Source organism: Foetidibacter luteolus, from assembly GCF_009650435.1.
In the GTDB taxonomy this organism is placed as follows: Bacteria; Bacteroidota; Bacteroidia; order Chitinophagales; family Chitinophagaceae; genus Foetidibacter; species Foetidibacter luteolus.
Genome location: NZ_VVIP01000089.1, coordinates 37,759 through 60,415, shown reverse-complemented (window position 1 = coordinate 60,415; position 22,657 = coordinate 37,759). Strand labels below are relative to the sequence as shown.

At 47.5% G+C, this 22,657-nt stretch carries 12 protein-coding genes and 1 pseudogene; 4 read left to right on the top strand and 9 right to left on the bottom strand.

The window, feature by feature from the left end; all coding sequences use genetic code 11:
• Window positions 1–33: 33 nt before the first annotated feature.
• The 4 genes and pseudogenes from F0364_RS26555 (at window position 34) to F0364_RS26540 (ending at window position 2,929) form a co-directional block, all read left to right on the top strand.
• The gene (locus tag F0364_RS26555; protein WP_153800853.1) at window positions 34–1,065 is read left to right on the top strand and encodes a winged helix-turn-helix domain-containing protein; all 1,032 of its coding nucleotides are present in this window, start codon (window positions 34–36) and stop codon (window positions 1,063–1,065) included.
• 133 nt (window positions 1,066–1,198) lie between these two features.
• Window positions 1,199–1,414 (top strand): annotated as a pseudogene (locus F0364_RS29490) (hypothetical protein); the annotation flags it as partial.
• On the top strand, window positions 1,357–2,205 hold the full coding sequence (locus tag F0364_RS26545; protein WP_153800852.1) for a methylated-DNA--[protein]-cysteine S-methyltransferase: 849 nt from the start codon (window positions 1,357–1,359) through the stop codon (window positions 2,203–2,205). The pseudogene F0364_RS29490 and the gene F0364_RS26545, both read left to right, overlap by 58 nt.
• A gap of 10 nt (window positions 2,206–2,215) precedes the next feature.
• Window positions 2,216–2,929 carry a 2OG-Fe(II) oxygenase gene (locus tag F0364_RS26540; RefSeq protein WP_153800851.1) on the top strand — a complete coding sequence of 238 codons (714 nt, stop codon included), beginning with the start codon at window positions 2,216–2,218 and terminating at the stop codon, window positions 2,927–2,929.
• A gap of 527 nt (window positions 2,930–3,456) precedes the next feature.
• Here the strand turns inward: F0364_RS26540 and F0364_RS26535 are convergent.
• From F0364_RS26535 to F0364_RS26495, 9 genes are all read right to left on the bottom strand, one after another.
• The gene (locus F0364_RS26535; protein WP_153800850.1) at window positions 3,457–4,176 is read right to left on the bottom strand and encodes a murein L,D-transpeptidase catalytic domain family protein; all 720 of its coding nucleotides are present in this window, start codon (window positions 4,174–4,176) and stop codon (window positions 3,457–3,459) included.
• Window positions 4,177–4,337: 161 nt separating this feature from the next.
• Window positions 4,338–7,706: a VCBS repeat-containing protein gene (locus tag F0364_RS26530; protein WP_153800849.1), complete on the bottom strand. Its 3,369-nt coding sequence runs from the start codon at window positions 7,704–7,706 to the stop codon at window positions 4,338–4,340.
• A 191-nt stretch (window positions 7,707–7,897) separates the two neighbouring features.
• Window positions 7,898–9,634: an alpha-L-arabinofuranosidase family protein gene (locus tag F0364_RS26525; protein ID WP_153800848.1), complete on the bottom strand. Its 1,737-nt coding sequence runs from the start codon at window positions 9,632–9,634 to the stop codon at window positions 7,898–7,900.
• A gap of 273 nt (window positions 9,635–9,907) precedes the next feature.
• Window positions 9,908–11,167: a glycan-binding surface protein gene (locus tag F0364_RS26520; RefSeq protein ID WP_153800847.1), complete on the bottom strand. Its 1,260-nt coding sequence runs from the start codon at window positions 11,165–11,167 to the stop codon at window positions 9,908–9,910.
• Window positions 11,168–11,190: 23 nt separating this feature from the next.
• Window positions 11,191–12,843, bottom strand: coding sequence for a RagB/SusD family nutrient uptake outer membrane protein (locus F0364_RS26515; protein WP_153800846.1), 1,653 nt, complete (start codon window positions 12,841–12,843; stop codon window positions 11,191–11,193).
• Between the two features lie 21 nt (window positions 12,844–12,864).
• Entirely contained in the window at window positions 12,865–16,062 is a 3,198-nt protein-coding gene (locus F0364_RS26510; RefSeq protein WP_153800845.1) for a SusC/RagA family TonB-linked outer membrane protein, read from the bottom strand.
• Window positions 16,063–17,058: 996 nt separating this feature from the next.
• Complete coding sequence (locus tag F0364_RS26505; RefSeq protein WP_153800844.1) at window positions 17,059–21,180, bottom strand: hybrid sensor histidine kinase/response regulator transcription factor; 4,122 nt, start codon at window positions 21,178–21,180, stop codon at window positions 17,059–17,061.
• Window positions 21,181–21,467: 287 nt separating this feature from the next.
• Window positions 21,468–21,977 (bottom strand): sterol desaturase family protein, encoded by a 510-nt coding sequence (locus F0364_RS26500; RefSeq protein ID WP_153800843.1) that lies wholly within the window; start codon window positions 21,975–21,977, stop codon window positions 21,468–21,470.
• Window positions 21,974–22,657 carry a carotenoid biosynthesis protein gene (locus tag F0364_RS26495; RefSeq protein ID WP_153800842.1) on the bottom strand — a complete coding sequence of 228 codons (684 nt, stop codon included), beginning with the start codon at window positions 22,655–22,657 and terminating at the stop codon, window positions 21,974–21,976. The genes F0364_RS26500 and F0364_RS26495 overlap by 4 nt, the downstream gene beginning before the upstream one ends.

Here is a 22,657-nt window from a genome sequence, read left to right as displayed (position 1 = left end):
GTTACAGGTACCATTACAACCAAGAGCTTATCTATGAAACCTAACGGCATTTACGACATTATACGCATTGATGTGTTTTCTTCAACGCCAAAATACCGCCAGATTATTTACGCGGTTCTTAAAGCCATAGAGTCTGGCAGGTTAAAACCGGATGATGAATTGCCTTCTATTAACGACTTAAGCTACGAGCTTGATGTGTCAAGGGATACGGTTGAGCGGGGTTACCGTTATCTCAAAAAAAAGGGGCTGCTTAACTCTGTTCCCGGTAAAGGCTATTACATAAAAGACGCGGTGGTTAAACAGGTGCCCAGTATTTGCTTGCTTTTTAACAAGCTAAGCGCACACAAGAAAATTATTTACGATTCGTTTGTTGAAGCCATCGGCAAAAGGGCCACCATAGATTTTTATATTTATAACAACGATTTTTCATTGTTCAAGAATATATTAACCAGCAGGGGCGATAGCTACATGCACTATGTTATCATTCCTCATTTTATTGAAGGTGGGGAGAAGGCTTACGAGATCATTAATACACTGCCCAAGGATAAATTATTGCTGCTTGATAAACAGGTGCCTGGTGTAGAAGGCAAGTTTGCTTCAGTGTACGAGAATTTTTCAAAAGACATCTATTGCGCATTGGTGAGCGCCAAAGACAAGCTTAGCAAATACAATACTTTAAAAATACTTTTTCCCAAAAACAGTTATTATCCAAAAGAAATAGTGGAAGGGTTCTGCAGGTTTTGCCAGGATTTTGCTTTTAACTACAAGGTGGTAGGCAATATTGCTATGGAAGAAGTAAGAAGGGGGGAGGCATATATTTCCGTAATGGAAGACGACTTAGTGCCTTTGATTGAAGTGATACTGCAAAGAAATTTTGAAGTAGGCGAAGATGTTGGTATTATTTCCTATAACGAAACCCCGGTTAAAAAGGTAATCCTCAACGGTATTACCACTATCTCAACGGACTTTAAAAAAATGGGCAAGTGGGCCGCTATGTTAATATTAAACGGCTCCAAAAAACACATCGAAGTACCCTTTATGCTTGTTATGAGAAACTCTTTATAGCAGCCCAATAGCCAGGAATTTTTTTTGGGGACCGCCGCCGGGAACATCTATTGGGCTTTGGTTGTGTCACTCACTTGTACTGCTGGATTCGCTATGCAGCTTTTCCCACATTGTAGGATAGCATAATGCGCAACTCTCATCCATTAACCTTGAACAAGCCAACCTTGAACAAACGAACCTTGAACAAACGAACATTGAACAGCTTCTCCAAAATATAATGGCCAAAGTCCGCAAGTTTCGGGTAGATTGCCGTATGTGGCATAAATATTTTTGTGGCATAAAAACAATCAAATGCTGCAGCAACGAACAAGCAATTATAGTCGTATTGAGGAAGCCATCGGCTTTATAACGGCCAACTTTAAAGAGCAGCCAAGCCTTGATGAAATAGCGGAGAAAGTACACCTCAGCCCTTTTCATTTTCAGCGCATGTTTGCCGAGTGGGCAGGCGTAAGCCCCAAAAAATTCCTGCAATACATAAGCGTTGCACATGCTAAAAACCTGCTCAGGAACAAAGGCGTTACCGTATTCGATGCGGCTTTTGAAACAGGCCTTTCAGGTACCAGCCGCCTGCACGACCTGTTCATCAATATCGAGGGTATGACGCCCGGCGAATTTCGCAATGGCGGCGAAAACCTTACCATTCATTACAGCTTTGCCGAAAGCCCTTTTGGAAACATCCTTGTTGCATCAACACCCAAAGGAATTTGCTATATGGCTTTTGCCGAGGAGGAGGCCCGGGCGTTTGCAGAACTGAAAGCCTGTTTTCCTAATGCGCACTTTAAACAAATGGTTGACCTGGCACAGCAAAATGCTTTGTACATTTTTACCCACGACTGGAGCAAACTGAATGAAATAAAACTTCATTTAAAGGGCACGGCTTTCCAGTTAAAGGTTTGGGAAGCATTGCTTAAAATTCCAATGGGCCAGCTTGCCACTTATAACGATGTAGCCAAACATATCAGTAAACCCGGTGCATCAAGAGCGGTAGGTTCGGCAGTTGGAGATAACCCTGTTGCGTTTCTTATTCCCTGTCACCGGGTTATCCAGTCATCCGGCACGCTTGGCCAGTACCATTGGGGCAGCAACCGCAAGGCCGCCATGATTGGGTGGGAGGCCGCTAAAACAAACTCAGCCTCTTAAATCAGCTTCAATGAAAAGTATAGAAGAAAGAATCGCAGCCATTAATTGGCCGCAGGTTACAGGCATGCTGCACAATACCGGCTATGCATTGGTAAATGGAATGCTAAGCCATGAGGAATGCGATGCATTAAAGGCATGCTACAGCAATGATTCACTTTACCGGAAAACGGTCAATATGCAACGCCATCGTTTCGGGGCAGGTGAATACAGGTATTTTAACTATCCTTTGCCGCTACTGGTTAAAACACTGCGTGAAGGTATATATCCCTACCTGGCGCCGGTAGCCAATAAATGGGTGGACGAACTGAATATCCCCAACAGATTTCCGGCAACATTAAAAGAACTGCAGGCGCTTTGTGAACGCAAAGAGCAAACAAAGCCAACCGTATTAATATTGAAATACAGCCAGGGCGGGCACAACACCTTGCACCAGGATTTATATGGAGATGTGTTCTTTCCAATGCAGGTAGTGATATTGCTTAGTGAGTCGGAAAAAGATTACCAGGGCGGTGAGTTTGTATTGGTGCAGCAAACCCCACGGGCACAATCCAAAGCCACAGTATTAAAGCCTGGCAAGGGTGATATGCTGGTATTTACCACCAATTTTCGCCCTGTAAAGGGCGCCAGGGGTTACTACAGGGTTAATATGAAGCATGGTGTAAGTGAAGTGCTTTCCGGGGAGCGTTATGCTGCGGGCATTATCTTTCATGATGCGCAGTCATGATAGATGTAAAATTGCTGCACGGTGCGTTACAATGTGCTTAATTTAAGCAGCGAATGCCTGGTTGAGTATTGTCCTGCTGAGTGTATCGAAGCATTGCAGAAACCGGGTTATCCAGGTCGCTTTTTCACCAATCCGCCTTCGGCGGACTCAGGCTGACAGCTTAATTTGATGGCACTTAGCTTCTGCTGCCAGAGGCAGCAGAAACTACCTACAGTGCGGGAAAAGCTGAATAGCGAATCCAGCCGTACAAGTGAGTGACACAACAGAAGCCTAATAGCAGCACTTCAGTTAAGTGCCATATAAAAAAAAGGTCATTGCCGCTTTTTTACACGATAAGGGGATATTTAGCCCCTGAAATAGCTATTCTTCAGTAGAAAACAGGCAGTAAACTTGCCGGCATGGTTTTTTGATAATAATAAGTACAAGAACGGTGATTCCTTTAAACCCTATGTTTTTTTCGGAAAAATAAAGTGAAAAGGATAAGCGTTCAAGAGAGCTGTGCTACCTGAGTAGTACAGCTCTTATTTTTATGCGGGGCTGGTACAAGCCAGTTTTGATTTGGCTATATATTTTTTATCAGGCGCATAAATAAAAAGACAGCTTCCGTCTTTTATTGTTCCTATTATTTCGCGGTGTACATCTTCCGGTATGGCTGGGCAACCCAGGCTGCGGCCAAGCCTGCCTTGTGTATTTACAACAGCGTCGTTAGCGTAAGCTGCGCTGTGCATTACAATGGCCCTGGCAAGGGCATTATTGTTAATGCCTTTTTCTTCCCCTGATAGCCGTAAGGAATAACCGTGGGCGCCATAATAAGTACCGCCTGTTACATAAAAACCCAGGCTGCTTTTAAAGCTGTTGGCTGCATTGGAAAAACTGGTAGCCTTTAACATGCCTGAGTTGCGGCCATGGGCCACATAAGTTTGCATGATGAGCTGGCCGGAAAGCATGTTGATGATAAACAATCTTTTTTGCGAGGAGGGCAGGCTGAAATCTACGATGGTAAGTATGCCGCTATTTTGCAATTTGCCCGATTTCAGCAGCTTTTGATAGCCGTTTACCGCTTGCTCAAAAGCTTCTCTGCAAAGGCCTGTTTGCTGTAATTGCAGGCTATCGTAAACAAGCATTGGCGGTACACTCTTTTCGGGTTCATCGCCTGCTGTATAGCTGCCATCGCCGGTGTAAAATGAAAGAAGTGCAGAACAGCTAAGCACAATTGCAATGGAAAGTATAATACGGTTTTTCATCATGGTTTACAGCGCTTATTGGATGGTTTAAAAGTAGTTACGCAACGTGGGGGCAAAACTAAGCCTATATGCCGGGTAAGATGTGGCAGTTAAGCAGGCTTTAAGGAAATTTGAACATTTATTAAGGCGGCACAACATTAACGTGCAAGCGCTGGTAAGGTCTTTTAACGGGTATTTATCTTTAGCAACACAACCTTTTCGTTATTTCTTGTAATAAGTAGGCGTTTTCCTTTTGTGCCGGCAATTATTTTTATATCCCGAATATCCCCATCAAGCATTAATCCCGTATGGGCGGATGGTAAAACGGTAAATGTTTTGTTGCTGTAGCCCTGCAGCAGCCAGCCATAAGAAGCATCCATACGCCCTGCATTTACGTTAAATTCGTATTCATTCCCCGCGGCAAGTATATCTGCAATACCATCGCCGGTAAAGTCGTAAACCAGCATGGTATTAACCGGTGCGGACTGTGCTATCAGTGGAAAAGCATGAAAACTGAAAGTGCCGTCGCCATTATTTTCCATCCAGCCGCTGCGCAATTCATTTATTTCCAATGCCAGCGCACCTTCCTGTTCACCGGCAGGTAACACCTGGCTGAAAGATGCCCTTGCATAATCCTCATTACGGTTAAACATTTTCTTTACTGAAGGTACTTGCCCGGCCCATTGGTCGCGGGTAATGGCAGGGTACATTTCGTAGCGGCCTTCTTCATTTTTTATATAGCTGCACAGTATAGGGTCTGTAACGCCATTGCCGTCTACGTCTTTGGCATATAATGTTAAAGGCTGTAGTTCAGTAACGTGGTAGGGGTTGTTCAGTCCCATGTTGCCGGCCAGTATATCCATGTCGCCATCGCCGTCTATGTCAGCAACATTTACATAACGCCAGTAACCTTTCAGTTGTTCAAGCTGGCCTGTACCTGCTTGTTCGTTTAACAGGCCTTTACTGTTTTTAAACAGTTTAATATTCATCCATTCGCCTGCAACAATCAGTTCGGGTAGCTTGTCGCCATCCATGTCCTGCCAAATGGCAGATGTTATTATTCCCGGCGTTTGCAGGGCAGGGCAAACTTCCCCCGTCACGTCCGTAAACCTTCCCTTGTGGTTGCGTAATAAAAAACTTCGGGGCGCTTCCGGGTAATGGCCAAGTGATACCCTGCCACCCATAAAAATATCCGTATCCCCATCCCCGTCAAAATCGGCAGCGGCTATGGCTTTGGCGGTGGTAGTAATATGTGCCGGTATGGCAAGGCTGTCTTTTCTATAATTGCCCTTGCCATCGTTTATGTAAAGCCGTGGCAGGTAAAAAGGGCTGTTTAAATCAAACTCGCTGCTGCCGGATGCTACAAAAAGGTCAAGGTCTCCATCGCCATCCGCATCAAACAAAACACTCTGCATGTCTTCTTCATTCTTCTCGCCTGTGCCCAGCGGTTTTAACGTAAAACTGCCATCTTTTTGCTGAAGGAAAAGCTGGCCGTGCTGGCCGTATGCGCCGCCCACAAAAAAATCTTCAAGCCCATCGCCGTTCATATCGCCTGTGCTGGTAAACGGCCCCTCTTGGGAGTATTTTTGCGGTACCAGGAACTGGAAGCCATAGTCATAAAAAAATGACTCAGTATGCCGGTAATTTACTTTCGCCTGCGCGGTAACATCGGCAAAGAGTTGGTTAGCTGGTTTCGCTGCCGGTACAGCAGGTGTTACGGCCTGGGTGTAATCCAGCATAAGTATTCCATTCATAGCAGGCCGGCGTATAACCTGTGTTTTTCCGCCGGGCCATATTATTTTAAGGGAGTCAACCGGCCTGTTACCAGTTGCAAAATGCAGCCTGCTGTCTACAGACGATAAATAGCCCCGGGCCGGATTTTGTTCTGCTACCTGCTCCAGGCTATCACTATATGCGTAGACTACCGCACCAAAGCCATTCCGGTTCATGCTGTCGCCGGCAAGTTGCAGGGTAAGGTAATTTTGAGCGGGTTTATTGTCATTTCGCAATATTGAGGCTTTGCTGTTGATATTGTTGGTAACAATATCCAGGTCCCCATCATTGTCCAGGTCTGCATAGGCAGCGCCGTTGGAAACTGCTTTTTCCCTTATGCCTGCTGTTGCTGAAATATCTTCAAAAGTCAGGTCTCCCTTGTTGCGGTACAGGTAGTCTGTCAGGGGTGCACTGCCCAGCGAGTCCAGCCGGCTCCTGAAAACCCTGTTGTTCTTAATGCCACCAGGGTCATCCGGGTCTTTGGGATAACTGGCACGGTACAAAATAAAATCGGCGTTAAGCATATCCCTGCCCATGCCGTTGGTTATGTGCATGTCTTTCCAGCCATCGTTATCAAAATCAGCCATTAGCACACTCCAGCTCCAGTCTGTTTCAAACATGCTGGCCATTTGGCCTACTTCGCTAAAAAAGGGTTCCTCGTAGCCATGTAAGCTTCTTGTGCCCATGTTAAGCTGCAGCATGTTGCGCATAAATTCAGGCTCATAGCCGGTATCCCTTTCCAGTTGGTAGCGTTCATAGCTTAGAAAGGAGTACATCATTTTCTTGCGGTAGTTGGTTTCGGGCTGCATGTCAAGCGTGGCAATATCGGGCAGGCCGTCGTTGTTGTAATCGGCTATGTCTGCGCCCATGCTGGAGTAGCTCTGGTGCTTTACCGCAGTGGCTATGCGGTTGCTGAAAGTTCCGTTCCTGTTGTTCAGCCACATAAAGTCGTTGGCCAGGTAATCGTTGGCCACATATATGTCCGGGTAGCCGTCCCGGTTAATATCGCTTACCGCTATGCCTAACCCGTAACCATCTTCCAGTATGCCTGCCTGTGCGGATACATCCTGGTACACAGGGTGGCCTGCGTTTTGCGCAATGCCTTCATTGCGGTACAGCTTGTCTGCAGATGCGGATGTGCCGTCCAGTTTCCTGGGCCTTATATTGTTTTTCAGTTCCCCGTTAAGGCTGTGGTTCAACAGGTACATATCCAGGTCGCCATCGTTATCGTAGTCAACAAAAACAGCCTGGGTTGAGTAAGAGGTATCGGCCAGCCCGTATTTTTCAGCGGCTTCTTTAAACGTTAGATTATGCTGGTTAATAAACAGCAGGTTCTTTCTTTTACTGCCCGGCACAGTGCCCGATACACACAGGTATATATCCTGCCAGCCATCCTGGTTAATATCCACAATGCTTACACCTGTACACCATGCATTGGTGGCAATTCCTGCCTGTTGGGTAATGTCAGCAAACTGCAGGCTGCCTTTGTTAAGGTACAGGCGGCTGCTTAACTGGTTTGCGCTAAAAAAAATATCCGGCAGGCTGTCGTTGTTAAAATCGCCTATGCCCACACCGCCGCCCATGTAAGTGTATTCGTTTACCAGCAGGTTAAGGCTGTCGCTTTCTGTAATGCGGTTTTCAAAATCAATACCGGTTTGTGCAGGGGTAAGGCTTGTAAAGAACAGGCCAGTTTTTTTTTCACCAGGCGAACATGCAAACAACATGGCGGCAGCTATCGCCGCGACTATCTTTCTGTAAGCTATATTGTTATGCATCTTCATTGGTATAATCTTTTGACCCCGTTCGCTTATGATACCGGCATTGGTTTTTTATGGCATCGCCTGTTGCGTCGCAAGCACTTTATCGTTCAGTTTTTCATGGCATCTTCAGGCTGCGGTGTAACAGGTTTATTTCTGGCATAAACCGTCCCCGGCATAAACACCGGGGCAGTTCATGCATTGGGGGGAATCATTTATTTCTTATCCACCACAAGGCATACAACGCCCATCGGTGGCAGTTTTACCCTTACACCGCCCTGTACAGATGCAGCGTAAGGTTTAATATCTGTATAATTTCCAGGGCCGCCAATTTCCCCGGCAGGGCCCTGGCCATTTACCATTACTTTCCGGGAAAAATTGCCTGGACCGCCTGTTATTTCGTACCAGTAATAACGGCCACCGGCATTAAAATTTTTAAAGGCCAGTTTTACTTCCTGCGCGGCAGATAAAGTATTAACGAGTGTAACGGCTACCTGCCCCGAACTAAAGGTGGATGCGTAAGTTTTTATGCCGGAATTGGCGCCCGAAACCGAGGAGTTGATAAACCTGTCGCCCAGGTACTTCTGAAAAAAGTACTGGTAATAAAAAGCCGGTCTTGGCGCCCATTTGGCTTCGCCGGAAGCAGGTTCGCCCTGGCTGAAGAGCCCATGGTCGTTGCCATTTTCCCAGGCGTTGGCAAGGTCCCAGCGGCTGGCCATACCAAATTTATTTCCAAGCAATTCGCCCATTACCATAACCGCGTGTATGCCGGCTATTTGAGAAACCATTTGCTGAGAGCCAATGGCAAAAATGTTCCACTCGGTAAGTGCAACGGGCTTCATGCTTACACCTGCGGCAGTGGCAGACGATTTAACGTGCTGCATCATTTCCGCTGTTACTTTGGGCGCAGAAGCCAGTATTTCAGAAGGGGTGGAGTTGGCATTAAAGGGGGTATAATAGCTATGCAAAATATAGTAATCTGCGGCATTGCCGGCCTGGGCTAAAACACCGCTGTTCCAGCTTTTGTCTGTTGCGGTTTGCCAGGATTCTGTCGGCTTCTCCAGCAGTTGTGCGCCTATGTAAATGGTTTTACCAATTTCCGTGGCGGCTTTGCGCATAGAGTCTGCAAAAACCTTATAATGTTTTCCATATAGTTCTCCGGTGATAATGGCGGGCTGTGCATCTTTATTCTGCGATGGGTCAATACGGTAGCCGGCCTGCCAGGTGCCATTGCTTTCGTTACCTATTTCCCAGTATTTGGTACGGGCGTTATCGTAGCGCACCCAGTCTGCCGCAAGGTGTGCGGCGGCGGCAACAGGATCGGCGCCGGTACCGTAACGTGCATAGCCATAGTTGATGGTAATGATACCCTGGTTGCCGGTTTGCTGCAGCATGCTGTAATAGTTATCAACGGATAGCGTCCAGCCCGCGGTGTTGCCGCCATACCAGTAACCGGCATCGCCGGCTGCGCCATCTGCATTCAGCAACTTTTCTGGGGCATCAGGGGGCGGGTTGCCGGGGTTCCGGTTCCAGAAATAAACGCTGCTGATGTTGCCGCCGGGAAAACGTATAATGCCGGGGTGCAGGTTGGTAATATGCTTAAGCAGCGTGGTTTCGGTAACCATCTGTGTCATATAAGGGTTGCTGTTGTTGCCAAATAACGCCGGGGAAATTTTTGTTACAACTGTAGACGCATCCAGGGTTACGGTGGTGATGGGGTTGGATGGTACACCGGTTTCTGTGTAAGATGGCGGGGTAAAGCTTTTGGCTGTCCACTCGTTAAGAAAAAAGCCGATAGAGTTTTCTGTGGCCGGATCGGCAGGGGTTACTACGGTGTTGCCCGTGGTGTCTGTGCCATTGCCATCGCCGCCGGCACCACCGGTGGTTTTCTTGCTGCAGGCCAGCGCAAGGGGTAAGAGCAGCAGGGTAACCAGTCTTGGAATAATATACATAGATGAATATTCAATTGTTTGAATGATGGGGGGTGCGCAGGCATGCTTATCTACCCGGGCTGCAAGCTGCCACATGCATTGCAGTACACGCTGTGCGACGCAACAGGCGATGCCATAAAAAACTGCAGCCGGGCCCATAAAAAATACCCGGTGGAAAAACTTTAAAACACCGGCCCTGTACAGCCCGCCAGAAGCAGGCGGGCGTGCAGGGGCCGGCATTTGATTATAATTGATTGCTTATCCTGCAGGCGGATGGACATCCCCCGCAATGAGCTATTTTATTTTTACAATCCTGAAATTGTCGAAAGCCGCATTGAACAGGTCAATGGGATCGTCTTCTGAAATAAAACGGTAGCCAAAGGATACCACGCCACCTGCATTGAGTACATCGCCCATAGAAGATGCGCCGGCGCCGGTGCCTTCAACACCACCCTCGGCCTTCTTGAAGTCAGAAAGAGGAATGGTAACAGTAGTCCATTTGCCATCGGTGTTAAATACCTTATCTGTAGTGCCCTGCCACGGCATGTAACGGAAAGCATAGCCGCCATCGCCTTTTAACCTGATAACGCAAATGCCGCCTTTCCAGGCTTCTTTGGTGTTTATTTCGAACTTAAGGCCGTAATTGGCTGCGGGTTCGCTCATGATGGCCGCGGTAAACAGCGGCACATCGTTAAAGTTGCCGGAGCGGTTGCCGTTCCACCAGCCGCCATCGTTAGAGCCTACACCGCCAAATACATTCTGCAGGTATGCGCCGCGGGTGCCGGGAAAAAGAGCTGCATCGTTGGTTCTGTTGGCGCCCCACCAGGCCCAGTTGAAAATGCTTTTTTCGCCGCTTTCCCAATCGCCGGTAAGGTTACTGATCACATCACCGCTTTCATGGTCATTCAACGGGCCGTTTGACATGGCTGTACCGTACTTTGCATGTATCACCAGGCGGCCGGTATCGCTGCCCAGGTCGGGCATTACAAAGCCAACCCTCCAGCCTTTATCGTCGGCATTAAAATCGGTTATCTCCCTGTTGCCGGGCAGTACTATCTTATCTATCAGCCACAGGCTGGAACCCCAGATGATAACGGAATCACCCGGCAATGCATTTTCATTAGAAACAGACTCAATAGATGGCGGCGGAATATCTATCACAAACGAGAAAGATGCTTCACCATGGGTGGTTACGATGCGGATGGCATTGGGCACATCAGGATTGGTAGCCTCTGTTGGGGCATTAGATGGTATTTCAACTATAAGGTGTGTGGATGTGCTGAGTGTGGGATTGAAATAAGCAGCAGCATTATTGAAGTACACATTCACAATGTCGTTAAGGTTCTGGCCGGTAATCAATATCTGCGTACCCGGCAGCGCTTTGGTAAAAGTGCTGTCCAGTTTGGAAGAGTCTAACAAGCTTACCTGCTGGATAATCGGCGGGCCGGAAACGCTGTCTTTTTTGCAGGCGCTGAACAGCAGGATGCCCAGCAGTATGGCGCAGAGCATTTGTATGCCCCGGCGCCCGGTGAAGGTTAAATTATGTTGTATCATGTTAATGACAGTTTATTGGTTGGTTAAAACTCGTAAGGCACCGGAGGCTTTCTTAAATTAGGCGCTGCCGATAGTTCCGCGGCGGGATAAGGCAGGTAAAAATTGCTTTCTGTTACCGGGTAGAAGGCCGGTACGTCGGAAGTAACCGTCCACGATACGGCATTTTGCGCTGCATTGGGAACGATGCGGTAAGTGCCTTTGTCCTGGCCGTTAAGGATGCCGATGGCTTTGGTGGGATCAAAGTAGTGCATCCTTACAATATCGTACCAGGCCTGGCCTTCCATGGCAAATTCGAGGCGGCGTTCAGCATAAATATCATCCAGCGTAATGGATGTTTTAGGCTGCAGGCCTGCCCTTGTTCTAACCAGGTTATAGTATTTAAGCGCCTGTGCATCGGCTGTTGAACCGGCATTGCCCAGCAGGCCCTCGGCATACGTAAGGTACACATCTGCCAGGCGTAACATGTACGTGTTTATTTCTGTATGCTGCTGGGTAACTTTGCCGTCGTTGTCTTCCGGGCGGCCTACTACATACTTTTTAACCCAGGCACGGGTATTGTACCTTTCCGCGCCAACATAATTCCAGGGCACCTGCAACTGCTGGGATATTTTCTTGCCGGGATTATTGGGGTCGTCAATCTGCTGGGTAATGTAAGCATAATGATCCCCGGGGAACATGAATGTGCCTTTGCGGCGCTTGTCTGTAGTGGCGTATTTTTTCAATAAGTCGTAAGAAGCGCCAAGGTCGCCGCCCCAGCCATCCGCAAAACCTGTAATTTCAGAGCCATAAGCCAGGAAGGCCTGCACACTGTTCTGTGTGCCCCAGTCGCCATCATACTTCCATTGCAGGGCAAAGAGGCTTTCGGGGTTATTGTTGTTCTTCATAATGAACAGGTCTTCATAATTGCTCATCAGGCTGGCGCCGCTGTTGTCAATGGCGCTTTTGGCGTAGCGGGCAGCATTGTCAAGATCGGCTTTATTCCTGGCGCCGGATGATGCGCCTACACCAGCCCTGGTAAGATACATTTTGGCCAGCATACCTTCTGCAGCCCATTTGGTAATGCGGCCTTTTTGTAAAGGTGCAGCAGGCAGGTTTTCGGCAGCAAAGGTCAGGTCTCTTATGATGAACTCCCAGATGGTTTCAACGGTATTGCGGGTAACGCTGGTATCGTTTAAAAGCGCATAGTTGTCTGTAATTACGGGAACGGGCCCCCAGTTTTGCACCAGGAAGGAGTAGGCCACGCCACGCATAAAACGCCCTTCGGCTATGCCGGCCTTTTTTACCGTTTCAGAAACAGCAGGCCCTGCATATTTCTCTATATTGTTGATGGCCAGGTTGGCCTGCGTTACGATGTTAAAGAAAGAAGTCCACGAATTGTACACTTCACCTGTAACATCGGTGGTTTGCATGCGTATGTTCTCTACCTGGTAAGAGCCAGACATAAGGTTACCGCCCCTGCCATCGCCAATGCCGTGAGAGGCTTTGTCGTTGTAAGCAAACCACACAATGTTGTACAATGGCGCGGTACCTGCCAGTATCTGGTCGTCGGTTTTATAAAAGTTGGCATCCACTATCGAATCTTCCGGCGGCCTGTCAAGGAAGCTTTTTTTACAGCCGGTTATCAGCCCAAGAATTGCAAGGCTGGTAAGAAAATTTTTATAATTAAGCTTTTTCATTTAGGCAAAATTTTAAGGTCTTTAAAAATCCACTCCGATGCTGAAGGTGTACAACCTGGTAAGCGGGTAACGGCCGGCATCAACACCAATAAACTGGCTGCTTAGCTGCACCTCTTTTCCTATATAAGCGCCCACTTCCGGATCGTAGCCCTTGTATTTGGTGAACGTTGCCAGGTTTTGCACACCGGCTGTAAGGCGTATTCCTTTAACAACCGCCTGCTTTTTCAGCCACTGTCCCGGCAGGTTATAGCCCAGTTGTATATTCTTGATCCTGATATAAGAACCGTCTTCCACATATATGTCTGTAAACCTGTTGGAGTTGCCGTTAACATCGGAACCTACAATGCGGGTTACATTGGTGCCGGGGTTGGCCAGTGATACTTTGCCATCGCCATCAGTAGTAACACGGGCATAGTTAAATGATTCGCTGAACAGGTTGCGGCCCAGGTTGATATTGTTCGGGTCTGCATTCTGGTAGCGCAGGTAATTGTAGATATCGTTGCCCTGTGCACCTGTAAGCAATATGCTTAAGTCAAAACCTTTGAATGAGAAAGTGTTGGTAAAACCGAAAGTGATTTTTGGCCAGGGGTTGCCGATAAAGGTCTGGTCGCGGGAATCTATTACGTTATCGCCGTTAAGGTCCTTGTATTTACGGTCGCCTACCCAAACGCCGCCATCCTGCTGCACGGGCAGCCTGCTGCCGTCTGACTGTGTAGGTATGGCGCTGTTATTAATTTCTTCCACTGACTGGAAAACCCCTTCTGAAATGTAGCCATACATCAGCCAGGGCGCCTGGCCCACCACAGAACGTTCTTCAAAATTGTTCATGTACCAGGCTGATTTTCTCAGGAACGCCGCATCGGAATTAAGCTTGGTGATCTTCGTTTTAAAAGAGGAAATATTGAAGTTGGTCCTCCACGAAAAACCGGCTTTATTGTCTATATTAACTGTATTAAGCGTTATGGCAAATCCCTTGTTTTCCAGTGTGCCTATGTTTACGTTGGGGGCGCCCACCGCACCTTCGCCGGATGTGCCCATGTAGGCTGGAAGGCCCAGCGGCATCAGCAGGTTATTGGTATGCTTAATGTAATAATCGCCTTCCAACTGAACGCGGTTTTTCAGCATGCTCAGGTTAAAACCAATGTTTTTGGTGGTAGTGGCTTCCCACTGTATGTTAGGGTTGCCATACTGCGTAGTGCGGAACCCTGTCCCCAGCGGTGTAGTAACAGGCCCCAGTGGAGAGAACTGGCCACCGCCGCCGTTGTTACCCGTTTTGCCCCATTCTGCCCTTATCTTCAGGTCGTTGATAAAGCCAATGCCCTTCATAAAACCTTCCTCTGTTACACGCCATGCGGCCGATACAGAAGGGAAGTAGCCCCAGCGGTTGGCCTGTCCAAAGTTGGAAGAGGCATCGGCCCTGCCCGCCAGTTGTACAATGTACTTGTTATCAAACGAGTAATTGATGCGGCTTAGGTAAGATTCCATTGCCCAGGAGCCTTTGTAGCTTCCGGTAGTCTGGCCCTGCGCATCGCCCAGGTTAAAGGATGGTATTTCGTTGCTTACAAAACCAATCCTGGTGCCTGAATAGCCCTGGTAGCTGCCAGACTGTGCCTCGTGGCTGGCCATGGCGCCAATGCTGTGCCTGCCTATATTGGTGTTGTACTGTACCAACTGGTTAAGGTTCCAGTAATAATTTTTAGACGTGCTGAAGGAAAGACTGGCTTTTTCGTTGGAAATATAGCCCAGCCTGTAAGTAGGGGTAAACTTGGTGCCTTCGCCATTTTCAAAATTGCCGTTGAAGCTGGCCCTGAACACAAGCCCTTTCATCAGTGTTATTTCTGCACCCAGCGAGCCCAGGCCGCCGGTTTTCTTAAAGTCGTTATTTACCAGGTTGGCAATGGCTATGGGGTTAACCGGCGCATATTTGGCATTGCCGCCGTATTCATTCTCAGTAGCGCCGCCCCAGGTACCGTCAGGGTTTTTAACCGCAATATTGGGCGCCAGGGTAAGGGCATTCCTGATAACATCTTCGCTGGTAGATGCCAGCTTTTCCTTTGTTTGGTAATAGTTAAGGCTGGTGTTTAACTTCAGCCATTTAAATGCCTGGTTATCCAGGTTAAGGCGGAAGGAGTAACGGCCAAACTTAGAGCCGATGGCCACACCTTCCTGGTCAAAGTATTCGCCAGACATGTAGTAGGTAGTATTGCCCATGCCGCCGCTCATGGTTACCTGGTGTTTTTGCAGCGGCGCGGTTTTAAACATGGCATCCTGCCAGTTGGTGCCTTCTCCCAATACAGACGGGTTTTTAAAATCAGCATTGGGGGTGCGGTTAAGCAGGGTGGCTATTTCATTGTTCATTATGGCAAACTGCTGCAGGTTTAAGGTAGGCAGCGCTTCCGGCTTATCCTGCAGCGAATACATGTAATTATAGGTAACTTTTACCTGGCCCGCTTTGCCGCGTTTGGTAGTTACCAGTATTACGCCGTTGGTGGCACGGGAACCGTAAATGGCTGTAGCCGAAGGGCCCTGCAGTATCTCCATAGATTCAATATCAGATGGGTTAATACCTGCCAGCGGATTGATTGAGCTGCTGTTGCCATAGCTTACCGTATTGGGTTGTATCTGCACCCCATCAATTACGTACAGTGGTTCTGTAGTGCCGGAAAGCGAGTTTACGCCGCGTATGTTTACAGAAATACCCCCACCCGGCTGGCCGGAGTTCTGGGTAACATACACACCAGCGGCCCTGCCCTGCAGTGCCTGGTCTATCGTGGTGTTGACGGTTTTATTAATATCCGCGGCGGAAACAGATACCTGCGCACTGGTTTGATCAGTTTTCTTCATTTTACCGTAACCCACCACTACCACGTCGTTCAGGGTGCTGTAGTCTTCTTCCATTGAGAAATTGGCCGTGGAAGAATTGCCCACCGTGATGCGTGTATTGGCAAAACCTACAAACGTGGCCTCTATTACCTGGCCGGTTTCGGCCATAATGGTAAATTTTCCCTCGTTATCGGTAGTGGCTACATTTTTGGTGCCCCTAACGGTAAGGTTCGCCCCGCTAATGGGCTGGCCTGATTTTTTTGAAACGATAACTCCGGAAATTTTTCTTGGCCCGCTTTGCTGGGCCTGTACATAAGAGGGCAGGGCAAGTGCCCAGTAAGAGACTATGGCGCATACAATATACCATAGCTTCCTCTTTGTTTTGGGATGTCTCATACGCAAACAGTTAATGGTTAAATGGTTTAATTGGAAAAGATGGGGTTTGGCAAGTATTTTAGTTTTGGTATTGGCCACAACGGCAGGCGCCGGGTGTGCCTGGCATTTTTTTCTGACATAGCAATCAATTTAATCGTTAGTAAATAACTGGCTTATAATCCCCTTAAAATTATAGCCACCTGCCGCTGTAAGGGGGAGTATATTGTTTATGTATGGGTGATAAAATGTTAAGTGTTGGGTATGGTTTGTATAAAAAAGGGGTATCATTTGTTAACCGGGGCCGTTATACAGTCAAAAAAGCCCCATAAACAGGGGCATAAGCTAATGTACAATGGTGAAACGGAGAAATTTTTGGGGCTTTCCCCTCAGGAACATTTTGCGACAGCAGTTCCGGCTTTACGCTGCAAGTCCTCACCACTCGTGCCTCGTGGTTGCGGGCTTTCCGCTCCAATCCGGCAGCCATTTGGCGACAGAATTACTATGTGGCTTTGCCCGCAGGGTAGACTTGATGACAATGAGTATAATGCCTTGGGGCAGTCCGAAGACCGCCTCCTATTTAAAATCCAAAGAGCCGCTTAACGCTAACTCTTTGGATAGCATCACGCTTTAATTTAGCATATTTTACCAAAAGCTGGGTTGGATTCCTTATCGTTATTTAACCACGGGTTTCACCCGTGGCTATTGATATTTATGCCCTTCGGGCAAAGGCGGATCATCGGTATTTAATTTAATATTGGTTTGTTCATGGGTGGCAGGTGTTTGGCATTCAATGTTGCTTTGCGGAACTTGTAGTTCCGCGGGCTATTATGTTGCTTGCAGCGACATTTACTTAAACAACAGCATTGCCTGCAAAAAATCAGCGTGTTGCACTTTGGGTGAGGGATTGAAGCGGTTACCCCGGTGAGGCCTTTGCAGCAGGGCCCTGTGCCGGAGTAATAGCGGAAAGCCCGGCCCGAGGCACGAGGGACACCCCCTGAAGGGAATGATCATTAGTTATTAAATGGCGGTTGATTCATTGGCCTTTTCGGCCAGGTTTTCTTTTCTTTTGCCGCTGGCATAAACGGAGGGCAGCACGCCAAAAGCGGCCTTGAAATACCGGGCAAAATACTTGGGGTTGTTAAAACCTACTTCGTAAGCCACTTCGGCCACATTCATCTGCGTTTTTTCCAGCAACTGCGCCGCACGGTTTAGCCGCACGGAGCGGATGAACTCAACCGGCGTTTTGCCGCTGAGGGCAAACAGGCGCTTGTAAACGGAAACGCGGCTCATGCACATTTCCCGGCTAAGCTCTTCTACCGAAAAGCCAGCATTGGAAAGGTTTTTTTCTACCACCGTCATAACCTGCATAATGAATTTTTCATCGGGCGACTCTACTTTAATTTCCGGGTTTTTGATGTCAACCTGGCGGGAAAGGGTTTTCTTGAGCGAGCTTTGCTGGCTGAGTATGTTGCGCACCCGTGAAAGCATGATCTCGAAACTGAACGGCTTTACCATGTAATCCGTAGCGCCGGTTTCCAGGCCTTTTAGCTGGTGCTCTTCGCTGGCAAGGGCGGTTAAGAGTATTACGGGTATGTGGCGGGTGCGGGTATCGGCTTTAATGCGGCGGCAGAGTTCAATGCCATCCATCAGCGGCATGCTTACATCGCTTACCACCAGGTCAGGGTGGGAGGACAGCGTTTTTTGCCAGCCTATTTTGCCTTCGCCGGCTTCCACTATTTCAAAAAATTCTTTCAGGTTGTCTTTAAGATAAAAGCGAAAATCTTCATTGTCTTCTACCAGCAACAGTGTGGGTTTTCTGTGGCTGCCTGCCTTGGCATCTTCGCTGGCTGCGGCGCTGGGTATTACCTGCAACCCCGCTTCATCTTCTTCGGTCAGCAGGGGGGTGTCAGCCATATCAGAAACCTCGCTAACGGGTTTAAAGGGCAGCAGAACAGTAAAGCAACTGCCATTGTCAACCTCGCTTTCCACGTTAATAATGCCATCGTGCATCTTAACAAATTCGCGGGTGATGGCCAGGCCAATACCGCTGCCCTGGTTTACCAGCGTGCCGGGAATTTCGCTCTGGAAAAAACGGTCGAATATTTTGTCCAGCTTTTCGGCGGGTATGCCTATGCCCGTATCACGTACCTTAATTTCCATCAGCGCTTCACCATCTTTTATGCCTGCGCTTACCTCGACAGAAACAGCGCCATTTTCAGGCGTAAACTTAAACGCGTTGGAGAGCAGGTTAAAGAGTATGCGTTCTATTTTATCATGATCAAAACGGGTATGCAACTCATCTGTATTACTGTTGTAGGAAAAACTGATGTTCTTTTTTTCGGCAAGGTCTGTAAAGGAGTACGACACATCTTTGATAAATTTAACCAGGTTGCCAGGCATGGGGTTTAGCTTTAGTTCCTGCACTTCCATTTTTCTGAAATCCAGCAACTGGTTTACCAGGTTTAACAGGCGCCTGGCATTGCGGTGTATTAGCTGGAATTGCTTTTTTTCATCGGGGCCGGCAGCGTTTTTTATAATCTTGTCAAGGGGGGTTAATATCAATGCAAGCGGTGTTCTGAACTCGTGGCTTACATTGGTAAAAAATTTAATTTTCATCATATCCAGTTCATGCAGCCGCTGGGCTTCCCTGCGTTCCTGCGCCAGTGCAAAACGGGCATGGGCACGGCGTATGGTAATGTGCCGGGCAAACAATAGCGCCGCCGCAATGATAATGATATAGAGTACATAGGCCAGCGGGGTTTTCCAGAAAGGGGGTAGTATGGTAATTTTTAAAGCAATGCCTTTGTCGTTCCAAACGCCGTCTTCGTTGGAAGCTTTTACATGCAGGGTATAACTGCCGGGGTCAAGGTTGGTATAAGTGGCCCGGCGGGTTTTGCCATCTGTTAAAAGCCATTCTTTGTTAAACCCTTCCAGCCGGTAGGCGTACTTGTTTTTATCCGTGTTTAAAAAGTTGAGAGCGGCAAAGTCAATAGAAAAATCATTCTGGTTGTACCTGAGCGCTATTTCTTTTGTTTCTGAAACAGACTCTTTCAATATGATGTGGTTGCCTGTTTTTTCATTAACGGAAACGGGCTTGTTAAACACCTGCAGCCCGGTAAATACGATGGTGGGTACGTTATTGTTGCGTTTTATATCGGCGGGATTGAACAGGTTAAAGCCATTGGCGCCGCCAAATGCCAATTCCCCGGCCCTGGTTTTAAAGCCTGCGTTGTCGTTAAATACGTTGCCCTGCAGGCCGTCGGCCTCATCGAAGTTTCGGCAATTGATGGTTATGCCGTTTTTGTTTTCTGTAACGGTTATTTTGCTGATGCCATTGGATGTGCTTACCCATAAATGCTGGTTATTGTCTTCCAGTATGGTAAAGATGGTGTTATCCGGCAGGCCATCCTCCATGCGGAATGATTTGAAAGTTTGGGTTTGTTCATCGAAAAGGCTAAGGCCTTCGCGTGTGCCTGCCCACATGCGGCCCTTGCTATCGCGGAGCAGGGCGTTTACATTATCATTGCTTAACTTATGTGTGGCGCTTAGCATCTGGATAAAGATGCCCTTGGATTTGTCCAGCAGGTCAATGCCATAAGCGGTACCAATCCACAGGTTGCCGTTTTTATCTTCTTCAAACGCGGATATGAAGTTGGAATGTACAGAATTGCGCAGGCCAACTTTATTGTGGTAAAAGATTTTCTTTTCCCTGTCAAACCTGTCAAGGCCGCCACCCAGCGTGCCCACCCAAAGATTGGCCTGGTTGTCTTCGTAAATTTCCCAAACACTATTGTCGGCCAGGCTGGATGGGTCGGTGTCGTTGTGGCGGTAGTTGGTGATCCTGCCGTTTTCAAAACAGTCAAGCCCGCCGAAAAAGTAGCCAATCCAGAGCTTTTCGCTTTTATCTATGTAAAGGCTAACTACCACATCGCTGCTGATGCTGTTGGGGTTGCCCGGCTGGTGCCTGTATTGCGTAAAGCTGTTATCTGCCCGGTTAAAATAGATAAGCCCCCCGCCGTTGGTGCCTATCCAAAGGTTACCTTTTTTGTCTTCTGCAAAGCGGTTTATGTCATCGTAATTAAGCCCGCCCACATCAGATTGTTTGCTGCGGAACAGGTTAAACTTAGCCATGTTTTCGGCAAAATAACTTACGCCTTTTTTAAAGGTACCCACCCAAATAATGCCCATATCATCTTTGTAAAGGCTGTAAACTGCGTTTTCAGCAAGGCTTGTTTTATCATCGTCCTTGTGGGTTACAAACCCGCTGCTGAAATTTTTCTTGTTGATGATGTTAATGCCCCCGTGGTCGGTACCAATCCAAACAAGGCCGTTATTGTCCTGTGTTATGCTGCGCACCACATCATTATTAAGCACGCCGTTTTTTTGAGAGAATTCCCTGGTGGTATTGGTTACCGGGTTAAAGTAGATGGCGCCCAGGCCAGCGGCATACACCCATATATCATCCTGTGCATCGTTGTACAGGAAAAAGGAGCCTTGCCTTGCAGCCAATAGCCGGTTTACCGCTGTGTAGCTGGCCACAGGTTGACCGGTTTCTGCATTCAGTTTTTCAATAAGGCCGTTGTTGTAAACTAATACCGGCTGATTTTTAGAGTCAGCCTTGATGTCTGTTATATTGCCGGGCCTTGTTTTTATCCTGGTGGTTTTACCATTGGCATCCATACGGTACAGGCCGGAATCTACATGGGCAAACCAAAAAATGTTGCCTGTTCTTAACACCGTGAGATTGCCAAAAACAGGAATGCCATTTTGGGCCAGCCAGGGCTGTGCATCGAGAAATTTTTCTGTAACAGGATCAAACAGGTTATTGCCATTGCGGGTTTGTACAAACATTTTATTGCCCGGCGCCGCCGAAATGGCTGTAATGTAGTCATCCAGCAGGGAGAGGGAATCGGCAACCTTATGGCGGAATACTTTTACACTATAGCCGTCGTACCTGTTTAAACCGCTCATGGTACCAAACCACATAAAGCCTTTTGCATCCTTATAAATACAGTTAACCTGGTTGTTGGACAAGCCGCTGCTTATATTGAGTGAAGAAAACCTGTAGCTGTATTGATAAGCAAAAGCGCTTTGCAGGGTAGCAATAAGTACGAGTATCGCACAAAATCGTAAAGTCATGAAAAGCAATCAATTGGTTTTAAAAAGGTAACCATTGCGAATTTAGCGTAAATAGCGGGTATATGCGTTTTATGGTTGGGCAGATATTGCAGAATAAATTGCAGGTGCGGTTGATTGCGGATACACACGCATTGTGTATCTGCGGGCAACAGTCCTGCGGGAAAAACAGCAGGTTACCCATCGGGTGAGGGATTGAAGCGGATACCCCGCTGAGGCTTGGTGCGGCGGAATCTGTGGCGGAGTATGAGCGTAAAGCCCGACCCCTTGCGATAGCTTGGGGGCACCCCCTATACAATTTTATTTTCGGGATTGCCGGTATGAATTTTCTTTTGCATCTCTTCATCACGCCTAACCTTATCGAAATATTTTTTTGCCACCAGCAGCATGCCAAAACTTTCGCCGTCTTCTTTCTCCAGGTATTTGTGGTGCATTTTGTGTGCCCAGCGTATGGCTTTTACATAACGGTTATTGCTGCGGGTAAATAGTTTAAAGCGCTGGTGAATAATAATATCATGCACCAGGAAATACGCAAAGCCGTACATGGCAACACCTGCGCCAATACTTACCACCCACCATACCTGGTATATGCTGCCCAGCATAATGCTTAAAAAACTGGGTATGGCGAAAATGACAAAAAACCAGTCGTTTTTTTCAAAAAAACCCGGACCTTTTTTGTGGTGGTCTTCGTGCAGGTACCACAAAAAGCCATGCATAACATACTTATGGGTAAGCCAGGTAATACCTTCCATTACCAGGAAGGTTGCAACAGCGATGAAAGGATAAATAATCCAACTCATAAAAAAGTTCTAAGTGCAAGAAAAAACAATGCCTGGATAATGAACAAATGTACCGCGAAATAGTTGTGTTTGTTGAATTTTAAAACCCTGAATATTACGAGCAATAACAGGCTGATAACATACCAGCACAGGTAATTGTACCAGGGCACTTCAGCATTTTGCCATTTCCAGAAACCCAGTTGCACGGCTACGGGTTCCATAAGCCAATCGAAAAGTGTGGCCAGCAAAGCGCCATCCATTATTACGGCGGCCGCGCCATATAAAGGAGAAATCTTTATGCCGGCTTCCCGGTATTTATTTACGGCCCATTCGTCAAGCAACGTCATAATTACACCTGCCGCGTACACGGTAACAAACCAGTTGGCGCCTATAAGCAATGGTACATTTTTAAACTGAAGCCCCATCAGACTGGTATAACTGTAGCTGCCAAACAGCAAACCTGTATTAACACCTGTAATTTCAGCGGCCAAACCGGTAATAAAGCAAAGTGTAAGGAACAGAAAAAAGGTTAGGTTTTTTTGTGGCTGCGTAAGTACGACCAAAATAAACATGAGCAACAGGTTTAACGGTGTGTGGCTGATAAACCAGTTTTTATAAGGGGTAAACAATATGCCAATTAACCCGCATACATGAAAAAGCAGCGCTATGAACAATGCCAGCCTGGAGATGGAGAACTTCAT